We start from the raw sequence: 20,763 nt of genomic DNA on the forward strand, positions 1-20,763 counted from the left end.
CGATAAGCTTTAAACGGAAGCAGGTATATTGCTGGCGATCAGCATATGGACATGGCCTTTAGAGCTCAGGGAGCGCTGATGAGTATTGGCCCATTGACCGACCTCCCGCGACAGTCGAACGATTACGACATTGTTGCCTCTCAATTGAAAGAGAGCTCGGACCGGGTGGGTATGGCTTACGCTGGCAACGGAAATGCAATCGAACATCTGCTGGACGCGGCGCGTCACTGGCCGCACACCACGGCGTGGGTGGTTTACCGCGCCGGTGAGCAAATGCACTTGCTCGGTCAGGGCGACCCCAACGAGTCTTGGCCGGCCATTGTCTCGAATGAAGCGTTCGAGTCGTTTTGCCTGAAACGGCGGTTACACCGCTGGCCCACCGGCAAAGGCGAAAGCGAACTGGGTTGGCTGCTGGCCCCCGTCAGCGCCAGTTCCGAGCCGGCGCTCGCCGACTTTGCTCAGCGCCTGGGCAATCATCTCCAGACCAATACCCTTGCCCGCGCGCAGATCACCCAACGTGTGCTCTACGAAATTACCTATCTGGCCAGCTCCACCCGCGACCGCTCGGTGTTTCTGGTGGGGGTTCACAAGCTGCTGGCGAGCCTGATCGACGCCGAAAACTTCTACCTTGCCTTGTACGACCCGGACACCGGCAAGATCGATTATCCCTATTACGTCGACATCATCGACGTCGACGCCATCGAGGCCGAGAACCACGAATACCTTGACCCCACGCGTCTGTCATTGACGGGCCAAGTCCTGACCTCGGGCCAGCCGTTGCTCATCGACGCTGCCGGTATTGACATGGCGCAGGCCGAGGGGCGCTTTTATTGCGTGGGTGAATGCCCCGAGTTCTGGATGGGCGCGCCGCTGAAAAACGCCTCGGACGATGTGTTCGGCATGCTCGCGATGCAGGTCTACGACGTTTCGCGCATTTACAGCGCCGAAGACCGCGCGCTGTTTCTGGTGGTTGCCCGCCACGTCGCCATGGCCTTGAACCGCCTATTGCACCGCGAAGACCTGGAAGAAACCGTGCGCCGCCGGACACTGGAGCTGTCGGCACTCAACGATGCGTTAAGACAGGAAGTGGCCGAGCGCGAACGCGCCGAGCATTTGCAGAGTGCGTTGTTCCAGATCGCCGAGCTGTCGAGCCGGCCCGGTGACATGGCCGAGCTGTTCGAAACCCTGCATGGCATCGTCGGTAAGTTGCTGTTCGCGCAGAACTTCTACATTGCCCTGTTCGACGACCTCACCGGCGAAGTGAATTTTCCGTACTACGTCGATGAGCGACTCACGACGTCTCCGGCACCACGACGTGGGCGTCGGGGCCTCACCGAATACGTCATCCGTCAGCGGCGCCCATGCCTGATTGACTTCATTGAGGCCGATCGACTGGTGGCGTGCGGTGAGATCGAAATCACCTACGAACCCGCCCGGTCCTATTCATGGCTGGGCATTCCTTTGTTCGACGGCGATGTCGTGCACGGTGTGCTGGCGGTGCAAAGTTACACCGACATTGTGCGCTATACCGTGCGTGACCAGGACTTGCTGACGTTTGTGTCGCGCCACATCGACACCGCGCTGGCGCGCCGCACCGCCGCCGAGGCGATCCATGCCGCCAATCTCATGCTCGAAGCCCGGGTGCAAAACCGCACCCGCGAACTCGATCATGCCAACGCCAAGTTGCAACACGAAAACTCCCACGATGCGCTGACCGGATTGCCCAACCGGACGTACCTGCAACAACGCCTGAATCTGGCCTGGTTGCGATTCGGCAGAGAAGGCGGGCATTTGGCCGTGATGTTCATCGACCTTGACCGCTTCAAAATGGTCAACGACAGCCTCGGCCATCATTTCGGCGACTTGCTGCTGATGCAAGCCGCTCACCGCTTGCGCGGTTGCCTGCGCGAAACCGACATGCTGGCGCGCCTGGGCGGCGATGAGTTTGCCGTGCTTGCGCCCGAAGCGTCACTGGAGGTGGTGATCGACATCGCAGAACGGATTCTGGTGGCGTTTGATCTGCCATTTCTCATCAATGGGTCTGAAGTGTTTTCCTCGTGCAGCATCGGCATCGTCAGTGCTGACGACCAGTTTCATCATGAGCCTGCCGACCTGCTGCGCGATGCCGACGCGGCGATGTACCGGGTCAAAAGCGCGGGGCGCGACAGCTACGCGGTATTCAATCAGGAGGTGCGTCACCAGGCCTCGGATCTGGTCGAGCGGGAAGGGGCCTTGCGTAACGCGCTCAAACGCACCGACGAACTGTTGCCGTATTTCCAGCCGATTGTCAGTGTCGAAACCGGCGAGCTGCTGGCGCTTGAAGCATTGATCCGCTGGCATCAGCCGGACGGTCGGGTGATCGCGCCGGGCGAATTCTTGCCAGACGTCGAGGGCTTGCGCCTGATCGGCCGACTGGATTTGTACATGCTGACCCGCATTGCCGTGATCCTCGCCGACCCGCGTCACGCCGACTGGCCTGCGGTGCATGTCAATTGCTCCAGTTACAGCATGGCGCGGCCAGACTTCGCCGGCGATGTGCTTGCGCTGTTGGCGCACCATCAGGTGTCACCGTCGCGGATTTGCCTTGAGCTGACCGAAGGGGCATTGGTGGCCGAGCCGGCGGTTGCCCGGCGAACCATGCAGCAATTGGCCGACAACGGCATGTCCGTGGTGCTCGATGACTTCGGGGCCGGATTCTCATCCCTCAGCTATGTGCATCAATACCGCTTCAGCGGGTTGAAAATCGACAAGTCATTCATTCTCGAACTGACCGAAAGTGCGCGCAGTCGAGCGATTGTCCGAGCGATTGTGCGGATGGCCGAGTCGCTGGACTTGAGCGTGGTTGCCGAAGGGGTCGAGGATGAAGCGACGCTGCACTTGCTGCGTGAGATGGGCGCAGGACAGGCCCAGGGTTACTACTTTGCCAAACCGATGGGGTTGGACGCGTTGTTGGAGAGTGCCCTGATGGGGCGCGGGTCATTGATCATTGAATGAAAAAACAGCACTCGGTCTTCACTGGTCGTTGTCGGCTAATCAATTAGTTGCCTAATCGGTAGTCGGCTATCAAAATGCTCGTCTTGTCTGTGCCTTAACAACAACAGGAAACCTTCAATGATGCTCAGAGTGACAAGTATCGTAATGGCGATACTCGGTATCGCGCTGCTGTACATGGGTGTGCAGTTGATAGCGGCCGGTGGTTCGCCGGCTTATACGGTGATAGCCCTTGGCGTACTGCTGACGGCGGTGCTGATCTTCCTGAAAAAGAAGTCCGCCCTGACGCTGTATGCGCTGATGATGTGGGGCATTCTGGCCTGGATCATCTACGAAGTCGGCTTCGACAAATGGCAGTGGATTCCCCGGGGCGATCTGTTCGCGCTGCTGGGATTGTGGCTGGCATTGCCGTGGGTGGTGCGTGCGCTCAACCGTGCGCAAACCCCTGACGATACCCGCGGTTTCCACCCGTTTCTCGGTGGCACGGTCGCCGTGATGATGCTGATCGTGATCGGCGTCATGTTTTACGATCCGTACCCGATCAAGGGCCAGATCGGCAATCCGGTGACTTCACGCAGCGCTGATGTGGCGGGCAACGATTGGGTCGCCTACGGCGGTACCAATGAAGGCCAGCGTTTTTCCAGCCTCGATCAGATCAAGCCGGACAACATCAAAAAGCTCTCGGTCGCTTGGGAATACCACACCGGCGACCTGCGCGACGCGGCAAAAGATGCCAGCGAATACACCTTCGAAGCGACGCCGCTGAAGGTCAATAACCGCGTCTACCTGTGCACCGCGCACAACGAAGTTCATGCACTCAATCCGGAGACCGGCAAACTCGACTGGAAGTACGCGCCGGAGAAAGATCGCTCTTACCTGCAACAGCACCAGACGTGCCGCGGCGTGAGTTATTACGCGGCGCCGTCCGCAAGCGATCAAGCCACCTCGACCCAGTGCGCAAAACGCATCATCACCGCAACGGCAGATGCCAGGCTGGTGGCGCTGGACGCCGACACGGGCAAAGCGTGCGGTGATTTCGGCGTCAACGGCGTGGTCGATCTGCGCGCCAACATGGGCGAGATACGCCCGCATGCGTTGATGCAGACAGCGGCGCCGCTGGTGGCGGGCGATCTGGTGATTGTCGGCGGTTCGGTGATGGACAACGGCTACAACGCCGGCAATCCGTCCGGCGTCATTCGCGCCTACAACGTCATGACCGGGCAGTTGGTCTGGAACTTCGATCCGGCCAATCCTGATCAGACTCAACCGATCGCGTCGGACAAAAACTATCCGTACGACACGCCGGTCGCCTGGGGCACTCTGAGTGCCGACATGAAAAACGGCTTGGTCTACGTGCCGTTTGGTAATGCATCGCCCGATGAACTCGGCACCCAGCGTGACCCGAACAGCAACACCGAGAAATTCCGCGACACCTTGGTGGCGCTGGATCTGAAGACCGGTGCGTTCAAGTGGAAATTCCAGACTTCGCAAAATGATTTGTGGGATCGCGATAACCCGTCGCAGCCAACCCTGATGGAGGTGGGCAAAGAGGGCAGCAAGCAACCGGCGTTGTTGCTGCCGACCAAGGTCGGCAATATTTTCGTGCTCAATCGTCTGACCGGCGAGCCGATTGTGCCGGTCGATCAGGTCAAGGTGTCCACCGAAGGCGCGGTGCCGGGCGAGAAGCTGGCCGCCACGCAACCGGTGTCCAGACTCAACTTCATTCCTGAAGCACTGAGTGAAAAATCCATGTGGGGCATGACGCCTTTCGATCAGATGTCGTGCCGCATCGGCTACAACCGGTTGCGCTACGACGGCAACCCATGGACGCCGAGTACCGAGTCGGGTTCGCTGATCTTCCCGGGCAACATCGGCGCCTTCAACTGGGGTTCGGTGGCGGTCGATCCTGATCGACAGATCCTGATTGCTGCTCCGGTGCGTCTGGCCTACACCTACAACCTGATCAAGCGCACCCCGCAAACGGAAGAGAAGCGCCTGTTTACCAAAGACGATACGCCTTACTGGAACGAAAACTTCAAGGGCGACTACGCGATTCACATTCAGCAATTTGCGTCAGGTCTTGGCGTTCCCTGCATCGCGCCGCCGTGGGGCCGCATAGTCGGGGTTGACCTGAACACCGGTAAAACCGAATGGATGCGTCGCACCGGCACCAGCAAAAACCTCAAGACCACGTTCCTGCCTGGCCGCTTCCCGATCGGTTTCCCGATGGGCATGGTCGCCCACGGTGGGCCGCTGGTGACGGCCGGTGGCGTGGTTTTCCATGGCGCCACGGCGGATAACTTTATCCGTGCGTACGACATCAATACCGGCGAAGTCCTCTGGCAGAAAGAACTGCCGGCGGGTGGCCAGGCCACGCCATCGACCTACATGGGCGCCGACGGCAAGCAGTACGTGATCATCTCGGCCGGTGGTCACGGCTCCCTTGGCACAACCCTGGGCGACAGCGTGATCGCATTCCGTCTGGATTAAGCGATCCTTTTCCCCACGTAGGCGCTGGCGCAGGCTGCGCCTACAGGGTTTGACGGTGAGTCGAAATTTCTGGGCCTGGACACCAATTCCTGTAGGCGTGAGCGTGCTCGCGAACACGGTCTGTCATTCGATATTGAGGCAGGATCTGACGGCCTCTTCGCGAGCAGGCCCGCTCCCACAAATCCCTGTGGGAGTCTGGCTTGCCAGCGATGGCGGTCTGGCTAACGACCGGGTTCTGGCGGGTGTTTCCGTTTCCCGGGGTTACAGATTCTTGATCATTCCGTAAAACGACGCCCCCACACCGGTGATGCTTTCGCCAGCGATCAAACCGGCCGCTGCGGTGATCGCAAAGCGTTCGGTTATCTGCGGCCAGCGGCAACTGACCAGCCAGGTCAGCACCGCGCCAAGGCCCATCATCATCGAAATCGACGCCGGCAAGATGAACGCCAGTCCCAGCGCAGCCGTACTTGGCAACCAGCGTGCGGCCCGTTGCGGCAACAGGCTGTCCAGCGCTCCCAGCATCACGCCGAAACAACTGCCCACCAGAATCGCCCAGCGAACCTCCGGCGTCAGCGACTGCAACCCGAGCGTCAGCGTCTGGGCTACGGCTTTCCACGTGGCGACGGCAGGGGCGGGCCATTCTTCGGTGAGCAGCATGCTTTGCGGATCGGGGATGAGCATTAGATACACCAGCACACCCACGACACTGCCGACGAAAATACCGATGCACTGCGCGATCAGTTGTTTGTGCGGTGTTGCGCCGATGGCGAGGCCGACCTTGAAGTCATTCATCAAATCGGTCGATTGCCCGGCGGCGCCGCCAGCGGTGTTGGCGCTCATCAGGTTGATGCTTATCTGACCGGGGGCGATCAGGCCGAAGCTCAGCTGCGACAATTTGCCGATCGCACCGATGGGCGCAATGCCCGTCGCGCCCACGACCCGCGCGGCAACCACCGCGAGACAGATCGCCAGCGGAATGCTCAACAGTGCCATCCACACATCGATGCCGAATAGCATCGCTTGCAATGCCACGACCAGCGCAATGGCAATCAACAGGCCCAACACCGGCAGCGGCGTGAATGGCAGCCGGGCGCGCTGGCCTTTATTGGCCGGCCCCTTTTTGTGTGGCTTGAACAGTTGAATGGCCAATGATGTGAGGGTCGCGCAGACCATCAGACTGACCCCCGGCCACAGCAGCCATTCCACCAGTTTGGCGAATTGCGGCCCCTTGGCATCGGACGCCAGCACCACCAGCGCGTGATCGATCAACCATGGCGCCAGACCACCCCACGCCAGCGCAGCACCGAGCAGTAACGTCACGCCCACCCGAATGCCGATGATGCCGCCAAAGCCGATGAGCAACAGCGATGGATCAAAATTAAACGTCAGCCGTTCCAGCGCCGCCGTCGGCGCCCAGCGCGGGATCGCCCAGACAAAACCGTCGACCCATTTCACCAGCCCGGAAAACAGCGCCGCACCGAACAACACCTTGATCCGCGCCATGGCCTCCGAACCGTGGTTGTAGATGTGCTGCAAGGTTTCCAGCGTGGCCATGCCTTCAGGGAATTTCAAACCGTGATCGTTGAGCAGAGCAGGGCGCAGATACCAGGCGATCCAGATGCCGAGAAAACTCACCGAAAACACCCAGGCCATCATGGGCACCGGATCCAGTTGCTGACCGGTCAGCAGCGTGTAAGCCGGGATCGGCGCAACCAGCCCACCGGAGACAATCGACGCGGCGGCCGAGGCCACGGTTTGATTGATATTGCTCTCGTGCAGCGTCCACGTCGGCGGCTTTTTTCCGCGCCCGGCCAGACCCTGCCACACACCAAACCCCACCAGTAGCGCGATGATCGACATGTTGAACGACCAGCCGATCTTCAGGCCCGCGTAGACATTCGACGGGGTAAGCAAAATGCCCAGCACTGTCCCGGTGAGTACCGCGCGCCAACTCAGTTCACGCTCGACGTGGATGCCGGAAAGAGGGTTGGACGAAGAACGCGCCATGGCCGATTCCTTGTGCTGATCGCGAATAATGTCTGCACAAGTGAGCCCGGAGAGGGCTGAAGGTTCAGTGCGGATGGCGTTGGCGCGCGCGCGAAGGACGGCTTTTTGGCCGTCGCGATCATCGTGAATGTTGAACTCCACTCTAGTCGTCAACTCCTAACTCAACATGCACTGCAGGTGACCATGATGTGGCGATGACCCCGCAACAGTTGCTTAACCGCGAGCCGGGAACGGTCTTCGAAACGGACCTTCCCGCACGTCTGGATCGCTTGCCCTGGAGCCGATTTCATACCCTTCTGGTTTTCGCACTCGGCATCACCTGGTTGCTCGATGGCCTGGAAGTGACACTGGCGGGCTCGGTATCCGGCGCGTTGAAAAACAGCCCTGACCTGCGCATGAGCAACTTCGATATTGGCCTGGCCGGTGGCGTCTACATCGCCGGGGCCGTGCTCGGTGCCTTGTTGTTCGGCTGGCTGACGGATCGCCTGGGACGGCGCAAGTTGTTCTTCATTACGTTATGGCTGTATGTCGGCGCCACGGCGGCGACGGCGTTTTCCATTAATCTGGAGAGTTTCCTGCTGTTGCGCTTCCTCACCGGCATGGGCATCGGTGGCGAATACACGGCGATCAATTCGACCATTCAGGAATTCACTCCGGCGCGGTATCGCGGTTGGGTCGACCTGACCATCAATGGCACGTTCTGGCTGGGCGCAGCACTGGGCGCCGGTGGGGCCATCGTTTTGCTGGATCCGAACGTTGTCGGCGGCGACCTCGGCTGGCGTCTCTGCTTCGGGATCGGCGCGGCGCTCGGATTGCTGATTCTGGTGATGCGGATGTGGCTGCCCGAAAGCCCGCGATGGTTGCTGATCCATGGTCGGCACGACGAAGCGCGACGCATCGTCGAAGGCATCGAAGCGCGAATGCGCAAACAAGGCCATGAACTGCCGATCGTGACCGGCAAACCACTGCGCCTGCACGCTCGAAACCATACGCCGCTGGCGGAAATCTTCCATACCCTGTTCATCAGTTTCCGTCGACGAGCGCTGGTGGGCCTGACATTGCTCACCGCGCAGGCCTTCTTCTACAACGCGATTTTTTTCACTTACGCACTGGTGCTCACCGATTTTTACCAGGTGCCCGCCGAGCAGGTCGGCTGGTATGTGTTGCCTTTGGCACTGGGCAATTTTTGCGGGCCGCTGCTGCTTGGACGGCTGTTTGATGTGATCGGTCGTCGCGTGATGATCAGTTTCACTTACGCCATCTCCGGAATTCTGCTGGCGGTGAGTGGCTATGCCTTCCTGCGTGGCTGGCTGGACGTCACCCAGCAAGCCGCCGCGTGGATGGTGATTTTCTTTTTCGCGTCGGCTGCGGCCAGTTCGGCCTACCTCACCGTGGCGGAAACCTTTCCACTTGAAATGCGCGCCTTGGCCATCGCCGTGTTTTACGCGTTCGGCACAGGCCTGGGCGGCATCATTGGGCCGATGCTATTCGGCCAACTTATCCAGACCCAGCAGCGTGGCAGTTTGCTGATCGGTTATCTGATCGGCGCGGCGCTGATGTGTGTGGCGGCGGCAGTACAAGCGGTTTGGGGCGTCGCGGCCGAGCGTCGAGCGTTGGAGCAGGTGGCGAAGCCTTTGTCGCAGGTCGGGGACTGAGAATGCGTAATCATTTCTTCACATGAGTACGTGCATGCAGGTTGCCCGGCACACGGCTCAAGCCTCGACCGGCGCAGTGAGCATCCCTTTTCTAAAACACTTGCCGGGTGGGCCGGAGCACGATTTCGTTGATGTCCACGTCGTCCGGCTGCTCGATCGCAAAAGCAATCGCGCGTGCAACCGAGACGGCCGGAATGGCTTGCTCGTAGAAGTCCAATACCGTGTCTTTGGCCGTGCCGGAGGTGCTGTGCTTGAGGTCGCTGTCCACTGCGCCAGGGGAGATCGAGGTGACGCGGATCTTGTCGCCGACTTCCTGGCGCAAGCCTTCCGAGATGGCGCTGACGGCGAACTTGGTGCCCGAATACACCGTGCCGCCGGGCGCGAACACTTTGATCCCTGCCACCGAGCTCAGATTGATGATGTGTCCGCGCTCTTGTGCCAGGAAACGTGGTAACGCAGCCGCGATACCGTAAAGGGTGCCCTTGAGATTCACGTCAATCATCGCGTCCCACTCGTCGGTGTTCACTTCCGCCATCGGGCGGATTGGCATCAGCCCGGCGTTGTTGATCAATACGTCGAGTTTGCCGAAGTCCGACACAACGCCGGCGACCACGGTTTCAACCTGCTGTTTGTTGGTGACATCCAGCGTGTAGCCCTTGGCTGATCCGCCCTGAGCAGTGATCTGGGCCACAACCTCATCCAGTTTGTCTTTCCTGCGTGCAGCAACAGCCACTTTGGCACCGCGCAAGGCGAGCAGTCTGGCGACTTCGGCGCCGATACCAGTGCTACCGCCTGTGATCAGCACAACTTTTCCTTCAATACCTTGGCTCATGACAGCACCTTTTTCTTTACGTCAAATTCAGAGGAGGCGTACAGCGGGTAGTCGGTGAAACCTTGTTCGCCACCGCCGTACAGGTTGGAGGGGTTCAAAGCATTCAGTGGCCAGCCCTTGGCGATGCGCTGGGGCAGGTCGGGGTTGGCAATGAATGGCCGGCCGAATGCAATCAGGTCGGCCAGGCCTTCATCAACAAGGCGCGCACCACGCTCGGCGTTGTACAGGCCGGCATAGAGAATGCGCCCGCTGAAAGTGCTTCTGACTTCCCGGCGAAACGCTTCAGGCAGGTCTGGGGCGTTCGCCCAATCCGCTTCGGCAATCGACAGGTAAGCGATATCTGCTTCTTCCAGCACCTTGATCGCCTCGATATAGGACTGATGCGGATCATCCTCGACGAAGCCGATGTACACGCGGTCTTCATCGGTACTGGTGAACAGCGGCGCAAAGCGCACACCGACGCGGTCAGGCCCGACGACGGCGCTGACGGCGTGTACGATTTCGCGCAGGAAACGCAGGCGGTTGTGCAGCGAGCCGCCGTATTCATCCGTGCGCTGGTTGGCGTGGGCGGAAATGAACTGGTTGACCAGGTAGCCATTGGCCGAGTGAATTTCCACGCCGTCGAATCCGGCGGTCAGTGCGTTGCGTGCTGCCTGGGCGTAGAGCTCGACCAGCGCCTTGATTTCCGGCACCGTCAGTTCCCGTGGCATTGAAGGTTCGACCAAGGTGCCGGCGCCCGGGGCGGTTTCGATGAAGGACTTGGCCTTTTGGGCCTGGATCGCCGACGGTGCGATCGGCGCCGCATTGTCCGGTTGCAGCTGGGTGTGGGAGACCCGGCCGACATGCCACAGTTGAGCGAAAATAACGCCGCCTTCGGCATGTACCGCATCAGTGACGGTGCGCCAGCCGTCGATCTGCGCCTGGCTGTAGATCCCCGGCGTCCAGGCATAGCCCTTGCCGCGCGGTTCGATCTGGGTGCCTTCGCTGATGATCAGCCCGGCACTGGCGCGTTGCTGGTAATAGGTGGCCATCAGGGCCGTGGGCACATCGCCGGGCTGGCCACTGCGTTGGCGGGTCAGCGGGGGCATGACGATGCGGTTCTTCAGAACCAGTGGGCCGAGCGTGGTCGGTTTAAACAGAGCGTTGTGTTGCATGATTCGATTCCTTTTTCGCGTGAGTGGGACTTACAGACCGCCGAGGCTGAGGTACTTGAGGTTCAGGTACTCATCCAGTCCGTGGCTCGAGCCTTCGCGACCGATGCCGCTGTCCTTGACCCCACCGAACGGTGCCTCCACGGTGGTGATGACGCCGGCGTTAATGCCGACCATGCCGCTCTGCAGAGCACGGGATACGCGGAAGGTGCGCGCCAGGTCACGGGTGTAGAAATACGCCGAAAGGCCGAATTCCGAGGCGTTGGCGGCGTCGATAGCCTCCTGCTCGGTACTGAAGCGGAACAGCGCGGCGACCGGGCCAAAGGTTTCTTCGTGGGCGATGAGCATGTCGGCGGTGGCGTCGGCGATCACGGTCGGCTCGTAAAAGGTCGCGCCCAGTGCATGGCGTTTGCCGCCGAGTAACACGCGTCCACCTTTGGCTTGTGCATCTTCAACGTGGGTTTCGACTTTGCGCACAGCGGCCTCGTTAATCAGCGGGCCTTGCTCGACGTCGTCATCGAAGCCGTTCCCGACTTTCATTTGGCGCACACGCTCGGTCAGGCGACGGGCGAATTCGTCGTAGATTGCGTCTTGTACATAGAAGCGATTGGTGCAGACGCAGGTCTGGCCGCTGTTGCGGAATTTACCGGCGACGGCGTTTTCCACGGCCAGATCCATGTCGGCATCATCGAAAATAATGGTCGGTGCGTTGCCGCCTAATTCCATGGAGAGTTTTTTCATGGTGTCGGCGGATTGTTTGTAGAGCAGCTTGCCCACGCGGGTCGAGCCGGTGAAGGTGATCTTGCGTACCAGGGCATTGGCGGAGAACTCTCCACCGACGGCGGCGCCGTCACCGGTCACGACGTTGACCACGCCGGCGGGGATCCCGGCTTGCTGGGCCAGCACGCCATACAGCAGGCCGGAAAAGGGTGTGAACTCAGAAGGCTTGATCACGATGGTGCAACCGGCGGCGAGGGCCGGGGCGATCTTGCGCGAGAGCATGGAAAACGGGAAATTCCATGGCGAAATCGCGCCTACGACACCGACGGGTTCTCGGGTGACCAGGATCTGCCGGTCTTTCCAGGGCGACTGAATGATTTCGCCATTGATGCGCCGTGCTTCTTCGGCAAACCATTGGATGTAGTCGGCGCCGAGCTTCATTTCGTTACGTGCTTCGGCCAGCGGCTTGCCTTGCTCGAGGGTGAGCATGCTGGCGAGGATGTCGAGGTTGTCGCGCACGATTTGCGCCATGCGGCTGAGGAATCCTGCACGCTCGGCGGCGGTGGTCATCGACCATGTGGTGAAGGCATTGTGCGCGGCATCGATGGCACGGCGCGTTTCAGCGGTACCCACCCAAGGGATCTGGCCGATCTGTGCTTCAGTGGCCGGATCAATGACGCCGTAAACGCTGGCGTCATCCGCCGCGACCCACTGACCCCCGATGTAGTTGGCTTGTTTCAGCCAGCCGGCGGCTTTGATTTGTTCCAGGTTGGACGCTGTCATGGTGTCTCCAGAAAATTCAGTGACCTGTACCGAAGCCCCCGCCGGGGACTGCGGATGGGAATAGGAAAGTGCGACGGGAGACGTTCGTTGTCTCCCGTCAGGGGCGGGCTCAGGCGTTGAGCGAGTTCAGTTTGGCGATGAGAACCTGAGCGGCTTCGCTGGACGAACCCGGGTTCTGGCCAGTGATCAGCAGACCGTCGCTGACCACGTAAGAGGACCAGTCATCGCCTTTGGAGTACACGCCACCGTTGGCGATCAGCATGTCTTCAACCAGGAAGGGCACGACGTCAGTCAGGCCTACCGCCGCTTCCTCGGTATTGGTGAAACCGGCGACTTTTTTGCCAGCAACCAGTGGCGTCCCGTCAGGATTTTTCACGTGACGCAGCACGCCGGGAGCGTGGCACACCAAGGCAGCGGGCTTGCCGGCGGCCAGAAAAGCCTCAATCAACTGGATCGAATTTGGATCTTCAGCCAAGTCCCACAATGGGCCGTGGCCGCCAGGGTAGAACACGGCGTCGAAATCATCCTGGGAAACGCTGTCCAGTCGCACGGTGTTGGCGAGCTGGGCGGTTGCCGCTGCATCGTTCTCGAAGCGGCGGGTCAGGTCGGTCTGAAACGATGGCTCGTTGCTCTTCGGATCCAGCGGTGGCTGGCCGCCTTTGGGCGAGGCCAGGACTATTTCGGCGTTGGCCGCGAGAAAGGCGTAGTAGGGGGCCGCCAGTTCTTCCAGCCAGAAACCAGTCTTGCGACCAGTGTTGCCCAGAGTGTCGTGCGAGGTCAGTACCATAAGAATTTTCATGTTGAGCGTCCTGTTATCAGTTTGATGTCGAGGGATTACGACAAATCGAGCGGTTAATTAGACTGGTCGTCTACAAAATAGGCGACGATAAAACATTCGGCGACCTGGAGGAGCAGGCCTGAGACAGTTTGCGGACAAGAAAGCCCATTGACCCCGAATGAGAAGATGAGTGTAGCCAGCTCTGTGCGGTCTTCATCGCTTCGTTCCTTTTGCGGGGTGGGTGAATGTGTGGCTACAGTAACGATCTATTAGACCAGTCGTCTAGTGTTTTTTTTATTTTTTTTCCGCGTCGCTCTTCAGGGGCTTTTTACGCGATGCGAAATAGCAGGAGATTCAGGTTGGGAGGGGAGTTGAAACAACGTGAGCAGTGCAACGCCGGGGTGGGCGAGCACCCCTTCACGTCATGCATCAGGGCAGGTTGAGAATCTGCCGGGTCGTGGCCATCGCCGTCTCGAAGGGCTGAACACTTTTCGTGATTTTCACCATGACGCTGGCGCCAAGCCACAATTGGTAGAGGCTCTGCGCAACATCGTGAGGTGTACCGGTGATGGTCAGTGAACCTTCGGCCACGCCGACCTCGATCCCATTCGCAAGGCGATCAGTAATGCCGGACGTACCGCGCTTGAGCACGGCACGCATGGTTTCCGAAAGGTCGGCTACTTCCACACCCAACTTCACCGCAAGGCACTTGCCCTGGCAATCCTCAAAGGACTGGGTGTCCCGCCAGATGCGGAAGTAGTTCATCAGCCGTTGCGCCATCGTCTGGTCGGGCTGGGCAAGCGTCTGATCGATATCGTCGAGGTAGGCCTCGAAATAGTTTTCGAGCAGCGCTTCGCCAAACGCGTCTTTGGAGCCGAAGTAGTGATAGAAAGACCCCTTTGGCACACCGGCAGTGGCAAGGATCTCGTTCAAGCCCACGGCGGTATATCCTTTGGCGGCCATGATTCGTTGGCCTACATCAAGGATCCCCTGGCGGACGTCGGATGTTTCGCGGGTCTTTGGAGTATTCATGGGGGGAAGGGTAGTCGTTTCTAGTTGATCGGTCTACTAGGCTTTTAGACGCGAAATGATGAGAAGTGGTGGCCGGTGCAGTCAGTACGCTGTTTGTTGCTGGCGGTCGTGACAGGCAGCTTAGCCGCAAGCTGCCAATCACAGCACCACCGATGTTGCTTCTGCGTTCTCTGTCGCCGCCACCCGTCGGCTATTCCATCGCCTCCGCCACCCCCTGATCCTCACCGAGAAATCCGCCGCTCTGGTGGTGCCACAACCGCGCGTAGGTGCCATTTTTCGCGAGCAGTTCGGTGTGGGTGCCTTGTTCGATGATGCGTCCGTCGTCCATCACAATCAGTCGATCCATGGCCGCAATCGTCGACAAACGATGGGCGATGGCGATGACGGTCTTGCCCTGCATCATCTCATCGAGGCTTTCCTGGATGGCGACTTCGACTTCCGAATCCAGCGCGCTGGTGGCCTCGTCGAGCAGCAGGATAGGGGCGTTCTTGAGCATCACGCGGGCAATGGCGATGCGCTGGCGCTGGCCGCCCGACAGCTTGATACCGCGCTCACCGACCAAGGTGTCGTAACCGTTATGACCCTGGCGGTCGCTGAGTTGGCTGATGAAACCGTCAGCCTGTGCGTCGGCGGCGGCCCTGCGGATCTGCGCGTCGGTTGCATCCGGGCGACCGTAGGCAATGTTGTCGCGGATCGAACGGTGGAGCAGGGACGTATCCTGCGTGACCATGCCGATGGCGCTGCGCAGACTGTCTTGCGTAACGTGCGCGATGTTTTGTCCGTCGATACGAATCTCGCCGCTGTCCACGTCGTAGAAACGCAGCAGCAAGTTGATCAGCGTGGATTTACCGGCTCCGGAACGGCCCACCAGGCCGATTTTTTCGCCGGGCCGGATGTTCAGGCTCAAGCCGTCAAGCACCTGCCGTTCACCGTTGTAGTTGAAGCCGACATTGTCGAACGTCACCGCGCCGCCAGATGGCACGAGCACGTCTGCATCCGGCGCATCTTTCACCTTGGGGCCGCTGGTCAGGGTCGCCATGCCGTCCTGCACGGTGCCGATGTTTTCGAACAACGAGGTCATCTGCCACATGATCCAGTGCGACATGCCGTTGATGCGCAGCGCCATGGCGGTGATCGCCGCCACCGCCCCGGTGCCGACCTCGCCCTGATGCCACAGCCATAGGGCATAGCCGCCTGCGCCGATAATCAGTGCCACCACCAGCGTCTGATTGACGATCTCGAACTGGCTGACCAGGCGCATCTGGCGAAACCCTGTGAGCTTGAAATCTTCCATCGCCGCACGCGCAAAATGCGCTTCGCGCTTGGAGTGCGAGAACAGCTTCACCGTGGTGATGTTGGTGTAAGCGTCCGAGATGCGCCCGGTCATTGATGACCGCGCATGGGCCTGTTCCTGGCCGACCTGGCCCAGGCGTGGCACGAAGTACAGCATGGCCAGGCCGAACAAAGCGATCCAGGCAATAAACGGCAGCATCAGTTTCAGCGCGAAACCGCCGGCCAGCAGGATGATCGCAATAAAGTACACGCCGATCCCGGGCAGGATCTCGATCACGGTAAACAGCACTTCGCGCACGGCCAGTGCTGTCTGCATCACTTTGGTTGTGACCCGGCCGGAGAACTCATCAGAGAAGAACGAAAGGCTTTGCCGCAACATCAGCCGATGGAAGTCCCAGCGCAGCCGCAACGGCAAATTGATCGCCAGAACCTGGTGCTGCACCATCGTGCGCAGCGCCACCAGTCCGATGCTCGTGATCAGCACAATGCCGATTCCCCACAGCACGCGACTTTCCTGAGCCTGCTGCGTCGCGCCGCCGGTCTGCCAGGTCGAGAGCAGATCGACGACCTGTCCAAGGAAGGAAAACAGCCAGGCTTCATAGATCGACACGCTGGCACTAAGCAGCGCAAACGCGAGGATGTAGCCACGTGCGCCTCGGGTGCAAGCCCACAGAAACCGCGCCAAGCCGACCGGCGGCGGCGGGGCTTCATCAGGTGGGAAAGGGTCGAGTCTTCGTTCAAACACACGAAGCATGTGGCCTCCTAAAGCGTTAAGTTTCGGCAATTCTGCCATAACGGTTGCTTTGAGGGTTTTGCGGGGCAGGGGTTCGGTGTGTTTGGCATGCGCGTTCAAGAGGGGGAACAGACATCGGCCTGCGGCGCTTTTGAGTGCTTTATCCGGCGGCGGAGGCCCAGCCGCCCCAGAGAGGCAGGCTGACCTGCCCCTCAGCGACCTAACCTCGCAAAAACGCAAGCAGATCAGCGTTGATCGTATCGGCATTCGTGGTAGGCATGCCGTGCGGGAACCCAGGGTAGATTTTCAACGTACTGTTTTGCAGCAGTTCCGCTGCCAGAACCCCGGCGTTTTCATAAGGCACGATCTGATCGTCATCGCCGTGCATCACCAGCACGGGAATCGTGATGCCCTTCAGGTCTTCGGTAAAGTCGGTCTGGGAAAAGGCGACGATCCCATCGTAATGCGCAATCGCACAGCCCATCATGCCTTGCCGCCACCAGTTGCGGATGGTGCCTTCAGACGGTTTTGCCCCCGGGCGGTTATAGCCGTAGAAAGGCCCGGCGGGTACGTCATGGTAGAACTGCGCGCGGCTGGCTTTGAGTTGTGCCTGGAGGTCGTCGAAAACCGATTTCGGCAACCCGCCCGGATTGCTTTCAGTCTTGACCATCAGTGGCGGCACGGCACTGATGATCACCGCCTTCGACACCCGATCCTGGCCGTGGCGTGCGATGTAATGGATGACTTCGCCACCGCCGGTGGAATGCCCGACATGCGCTGCGCCTTGTACGCCAAGATGATCAACCACCGCCGCGACATCATCGGCGTAGTGATCCATGTCGTGCCCGTTCCAGACCTGACTGGATCGCCCGTGGCCACGGCGGTCGTGAGCGATGACCCGGTAGCCGTTGGCCAGAAAAAACAGCATCTGTGCGTCCCAGTCGTCCGCACTCAGCGGCCATCCGTGATGAAAGAAAATCACCTGGGCATCGCGCGGCCCCCAGTCTTTATAAAAGATCTCGACACTGTCCTGCGTTGTGACATACCCCATGTTCGCATCTCCTGTATGAAAGGGAGGCCGTGATCAGCGTCGTGTGCTGATCGCGACCTTTTTTGAACAAAGTGCAGCCCATCCGATAGGCATTTCAGATGACTGATTCCGGTCTGGTTTGCGCCGGCCCCGAATTTCGGTTTTGCGGGGTGGCAAATGAGAATAGGCGAAGTTTGGGAAAGCTGCGGATTGGCGTCGTTCCGAGCGGCTGGCCATAAAGATGCCCGCTTTTGGCGCATGGTTTGCGTTCAACCTTGTAATTGATCAAGACGCCCTCATAACGATGGCTATCGCCCACGTCTTCGAGAGGAAGAACCGACCATGACCACACAAACCGAAACCGCCATTCTTGCCGGCGGCTGCTTCTGGGGCATGCAGGATCTGCTGCGCCGCTATCCCGGAGTACTGAATACTCGGGTCGGGTACACCGGCGGCGATGTACCGAACGCCACCTATCGCAACCATGGCAATCACGCCGAGGCCATTGAGATCGTCTTCGACCCTGCGGTGATCAGTTACCGACAGATCCTTGAGTTCTTCTTCCAGATACACGATCCGAGCACGCCGAACCGCCAAGGCAACGACCTCGGCCCGAGCTATCGTTCGGCGATCTATTATTTGAGCGAAGCGCAACGCGACGTGGCCGAGGATACTGCCGCCGACGTCGATGCTTCAGGCCTGTGGCCGGGGCGGGTAGTGACTGAAATCGAACCGGCGGGGCCGTTTTGGGAAGCGGAGCCGGAGCACCAGGATTATCTGGAGCGCATACCGAATGGCTACACCTGCCACTTCATCCGGCCGAACTGGAAGTTGCCAAAGCGCGGATGAACAGTTGGACTGAAGAGACGCATGAAAAAGCGACGGATTTATTGTTCAGGAATAAGTCCGTCGCTTTTTTATTGCTCGATCTGGCTTAACGCAATCAGCTTTCTGAGGAGACAGCCGACGCTTGCCCGGATTCGTCCGCCTCTTTTAAGCGATCGGCTTTACTAATGTACTTGGGCTTTTTCGGTGCCAGTTTGGCGCTGGCCTTTTTCGCATTGGCCTTGAGGATCTGGTTCAGTTTCTTGCGGCGGTTCATGTTTTGTTCTCAGGCTTGCGAAGTGTCGGAGGGCATTGGCTGGAATAGTAAACCAGATGCCCGGGCAACGCTCTGAGCGTGTCAGCTCATCGGCACGGCGAACACTCTCAATACCATCGATCGTCACTCGCACTTCGCCGCTCTCGCTTTAGCCTCGGCGCTACCGGCGGATGGGCTTCTGTATCCGCTGTCGCCGCGATGGCGCTGGTCAGTCCTTGGCCCGGGTAAAAAACCGGCGACTGGAAACAGGGCCGCAGGCATTACCTGCGACCCGGAGTTATCACGTTTAATTTAACTCTGCGTGAGGATTTCGGGATGTTCAGGCTCACATAATCGCCACGAACCCAACGCGTGGAGCCGATCATGTCAGCCTTGCCTGCGTCCCCCAGCATCATCTCGCCACGTCCGGCGAGCAGCCACCCGCGTTGGCTGCGGTTGACCCATTGGCTTAACGCGCTGGCGGTGCTGGTGTTGGTGACCAGTGGCTGGCGAATCTATAACGCCTCACCGCTCTATGACTTCAGCTTTCCCAATGAAATCACCTTGGGCGGCTGGCTGGGCGGGGCACTGCAGTGGCATTTTGCGGCGATGTGGCTGTTGTTTTTCAACGGCCTCGTTTATCTCGCCATTAACCTTTTCAGCGGACGCTTCTCACGCCAGTTTTTCCCGGTATCCCCCAAAGGCGTGTTGCATGACCTGTGGGCTGCGGTGCGCGGGCGATTAGGCCACGCCGACCTGAGCCACTACAACCAGGTGCAGCGCGTGGCTTATCTGTTCGTGATCGTCGACATCACGATGCTGGTGATTTCCGGGTTGGTGATCTGGAAGTCTGTTCAATTCGCCACCCTGCGCGAGTTGCTTGGCGGTTACGACGCAGCACGCCATGTGCATTTCATTGCGATGGCCTTATTGATGGGGTTTGTCGCGGTGCATCTGGTAATGGTCGCCTTGGTGCCGAAAACCCTGTGGGCGATGATCGTCGGTCGCAAGGAGCGCACATGAAAAAGCGCAACGGAATCGGATTGGACGAATCATCCATCCTGACAGACGCCCGAAAAATCCTTGCTCCGCAAATGCAAATAGAAGACCGCTCGCGCCGCTCGTTCCTGCTGCGTGGCCTGACGCTCGGCGGCGTGGCCATGTTGTCCGGCTGCAACCTGAGCGACAGCGAAAGCGTGGAAACCGCATTGTCTTCGATGTCGCGTTTCAATGATCGGGTGCAAGGCTGGTTGTTCAACCCGAACGCCATGGCGCCGACCTATCCGGCGTCGATGATTACCCGGCCGTTTCCCTTCAATGCGTTCTATGCAGAAGACGAAGCGCCTGTTGTCGACGAAGCCGAGTATCGGCTGGAAGTCACCGGGCTGGTTGCGGACAAACGCACCTGGCGCCTCGAAGAGCTACGCGCCATGGCGCAAACCGAGCAAATCACCCGGCACATTTGCGTCGAAGGCTGGAGTGCGATTGGTCGATGGGGCGGGGTGCGGTTCAGTGATTTTCTCAAACGGATCGGCGCCGACACGAACGCCAAATATATCGGCTTCAAATGCGCCGACGACTATTACACCAGCATCGACATGGCCACCGCACTGCATGCGCAAACGCTGCTGACGCTGACCTATGACGGCGCCATTTTGCCGCGTAAGTACGGCTTCCCGATGAAGCTGCGCATGCCGACCAAGCTGGGCTACAAGAATCCCAAGCATATTCAGGCGATATTCGTCAGCAACACCTACAGCGGTGGCTACTGGGAAGACCAGGGCTACAACTGGTTCGGCGGCAGCTGACGAGCGCTGACTCATTCCACCACGCAGCTTGCGCTGCGTTCATTTGCAACCTGAGCATCAAGGAGTTACACCATGAAAAAGTTAGCCAATGCCGTACTGTCCATGTGCCTTGTGATGGGTGTAGCGAGCGTTTACGCCGCCGACACCATGAGCAACGACAGCATGTCGAAAGACTCGATGTCGAAGGACGCCATGAAAAAAGACACGATGAAAAAGGACGCCATGAGCAAGGACGCCATGAGCAAGGACACCATGAAGAAAGACGCGATGTCGAAAGACAGCATGAAGAAAGACGCGATGTCCAAGGATGCGATGAAGAAAGACGAAATGTCTCAGTAAGTCTTTCAGTCGCAGTCCTTACGGCCGCCTCAATGGCGGC

The 20,763-nt window shown here is 59.4% G+C and carries 16 protein-coding genes; 7 read left to right on the forward strand and 9 right to left on the reverse strand.

The features are described from left to right. The first annotated feature begins 78 nt into the window (after positions 1 to 78). The gene (locus GIW69_RS16695; protein WP_236483902.1) at positions 79 to 2,994 is read left to right on the forward strand and encodes an EAL domain-containing protein; all 2,916 of its coding nucleotides are present in this window, start codon (positions 79 to 81) and stop codon (positions 2,992 to 2,994) included. A gap of 117 nt (positions 2,995 to 3,111) precedes the next feature. Next, positions 3,112 to 5,481, forward strand: a complete 2,370-nt coding sequence (locus tag GIW69_RS16700; protein ID WP_496570929.1) for a membrane-bound PQQ-dependent dehydrogenase, glucose/quinate/shikimate family — start codon at positions 3,112 to 3,114, stop codon at positions 5,479 to 5,481. 261 nt (positions 5,482 to 5,742) lie between these two features. Here GIW69_RS16700 and GIW69_RS16705 read toward each other — a convergent pair whose 3' ends face one another. Then, positions 5,743 to 7,488 (reverse strand): OPT family oligopeptide transporter, encoded by a 1,746-nt coding sequence (locus GIW69_RS16705; protein ID WP_236483904.1) that lies wholly within the window; start codon positions 7,486 to 7,488, stop codon positions 5,743 to 5,745. Positions 7,489 to 7,682: 194 nt separating this feature from the next. On the opposite strand from GIW69_RS16705, the gene GIW69_RS16710 reads away from it, so the two are divergent. Then, a complete protein-coding gene (locus GIW69_RS16710) occupies positions 7,683 to 9,143 on the forward strand; it encodes an MFS transporter (protein WP_236483905.1) in 1,461 nt (486 codons plus the stop codon). A 91-nt stretch (positions 9,144 to 9,234) separates the two neighbouring features. Here GIW69_RS16710 and GIW69_RS16715 read toward each other — a convergent pair whose 3' ends face one another. The 7 genes from GIW69_RS16715 to GIW69_RS16745 form a co-directional block, all read right to left on the reverse strand. Next, positions 9,235 to 9,975, reverse strand: coding sequence for an SDR family oxidoreductase (locus GIW69_RS16715; protein ID WP_236483906.1), 741 nt, complete (start codon positions 9,973 to 9,975; stop codon positions 9,235 to 9,237). Next, positions 9,972 to 11,129: an alkene reductase gene (locus GIW69_RS16720; protein ID WP_236483907.1), complete on the reverse strand. Its 1,158-nt coding sequence runs from the start codon at positions 11,127 to 11,129 to the stop codon at positions 9,972 to 9,974. Before GIW69_RS16720 ends, GIW69_RS16715 begins: the two co-directional genes overlap by 4 nt. A 30-nt stretch (positions 11,130 to 11,159) precedes the next feature. After that, the gene (locus GIW69_RS16725) at positions 11,160 to 12,629 is read right to left on the reverse strand and encodes an NAD-dependent succinate-semialdehyde dehydrogenase (RefSeq protein ID WP_236483908.1); all 1,470 of its coding nucleotides are present in this window, start codon (positions 12,627 to 12,629) and stop codon (positions 11,160 to 11,162) included. A gap of 109 nt (positions 12,630 to 12,738) precedes the next feature. Further along, a complete protein-coding gene (locus GIW69_RS16730; protein WP_236483909.1) occupies positions 12,739 to 13,428 on the reverse strand; it encodes a type 1 glutamine amidotransferase domain-containing protein in 690 nt (229 codons plus the stop codon). A gap of 408 nt (positions 13,429 to 13,836) precedes the next feature. Beyond that, on the reverse strand, positions 13,837 to 14,439 hold the full coding sequence (locus GIW69_RS16735) for a TetR/AcrR family transcriptional regulator (protein WP_268945419.1): 603 nt from the start codon (positions 14,437 to 14,439) through the stop codon (positions 13,837 to 13,839). Between the two features lie 190 nt (positions 14,440 to 14,629). Next, on the reverse strand, positions 14,630 to 16,486 hold the full coding sequence (locus tag GIW69_RS16740; RefSeq protein ID WP_236483911.1) for an ABC transporter ATP-binding protein: 1,857 nt from the start codon (positions 16,484 to 16,486) through the stop codon (positions 14,630 to 14,632). Between the two features lie 199 nt (positions 16,487 to 16,685). Then, positions 16,686 to 17,516 carry an alpha/beta fold hydrolase gene (locus GIW69_RS16745; protein WP_236483912.1) on the reverse strand — a complete coding sequence of 277 codons (831 nt, stop codon included), beginning with the start codon at positions 17,514 to 17,516 and terminating at the stop codon, positions 16,686 to 16,688. A gap of 321 nt (positions 17,517 to 17,837) precedes the next feature. On the opposite strand from GIW69_RS16745, the gene msrA reads away from it, so the two are divergent. Continuing rightward, positions 17,838 to 18,344: a peptide-methionine (S)-S-oxide reductase MsrA gene (gene msrA / locus GIW69_RS16750; protein ID WP_236483913.1), complete on the forward strand. Its 507-nt coding sequence runs from the start codon at positions 17,838 to 17,840 to the stop codon at positions 18,342 to 18,344. Between the two features lie 94 nt (positions 18,345 to 18,438). Here msrA and GIW69_RS16755 read toward each other — a convergent pair whose 3' ends face one another. After that, complete coding sequence (locus tag GIW69_RS16755; protein WP_236483914.1) at positions 18,439 to 18,597, reverse strand: DUF2986 domain-containing protein; 159 nt, start codon at positions 18,595 to 18,597, stop codon at positions 18,439 to 18,441. A 363-nt stretch (positions 18,598 to 18,960) separates the two neighbouring features. On the opposite strand from GIW69_RS16755, the gene GIW69_RS16760 reads away from it, so the two are divergent. The 3 genes from GIW69_RS16760 (at position 18,961) to GIW69_RS16770 (ending at position 20,723) form a co-directional block, all read left to right on the forward strand. After that, positions 18,961 to 19,599 (forward strand): cytochrome b/b6 domain-containing protein, encoded by a 639-nt coding sequence (locus tag GIW69_RS16760; RefSeq protein WP_236483915.1) that lies wholly within the window; start codon positions 18,961 to 18,963, stop codon positions 19,597 to 19,599. A 71-nt stretch (positions 19,600 to 19,670) separates the two neighbouring features. Next, positions 19,671 to 20,384, forward strand: a complete 714-nt coding sequence (locus GIW69_RS16765; RefSeq protein ID WP_236483965.1) for a molybdopterin-dependent oxidoreductase — start codon at positions 19,671 to 19,673, stop codon at positions 20,382 to 20,384. Between the two features lie 72 nt (positions 20,385 to 20,456). After that, entirely contained in the window at positions 20,457 to 20,723 is a 267-nt protein-coding gene (locus tag GIW69_RS16770; RefSeq protein ID WP_236483916.1) for a pentapeptide MXKDX repeat protein, read from the forward strand. Positions 20,724 to 20,763: the final 40 nt, after the last annotated feature.

The sequence above is a fragment of the Pseudomonas syringae genome, from assembly GCF_021605415.1.
Lineage (GTDB): Bacteria > Pseudomonadota > Gammaproteobacteria > Pseudomonadales > Pseudomonadaceae > Aquipseudomonas > Aquipseudomonas syringae_S.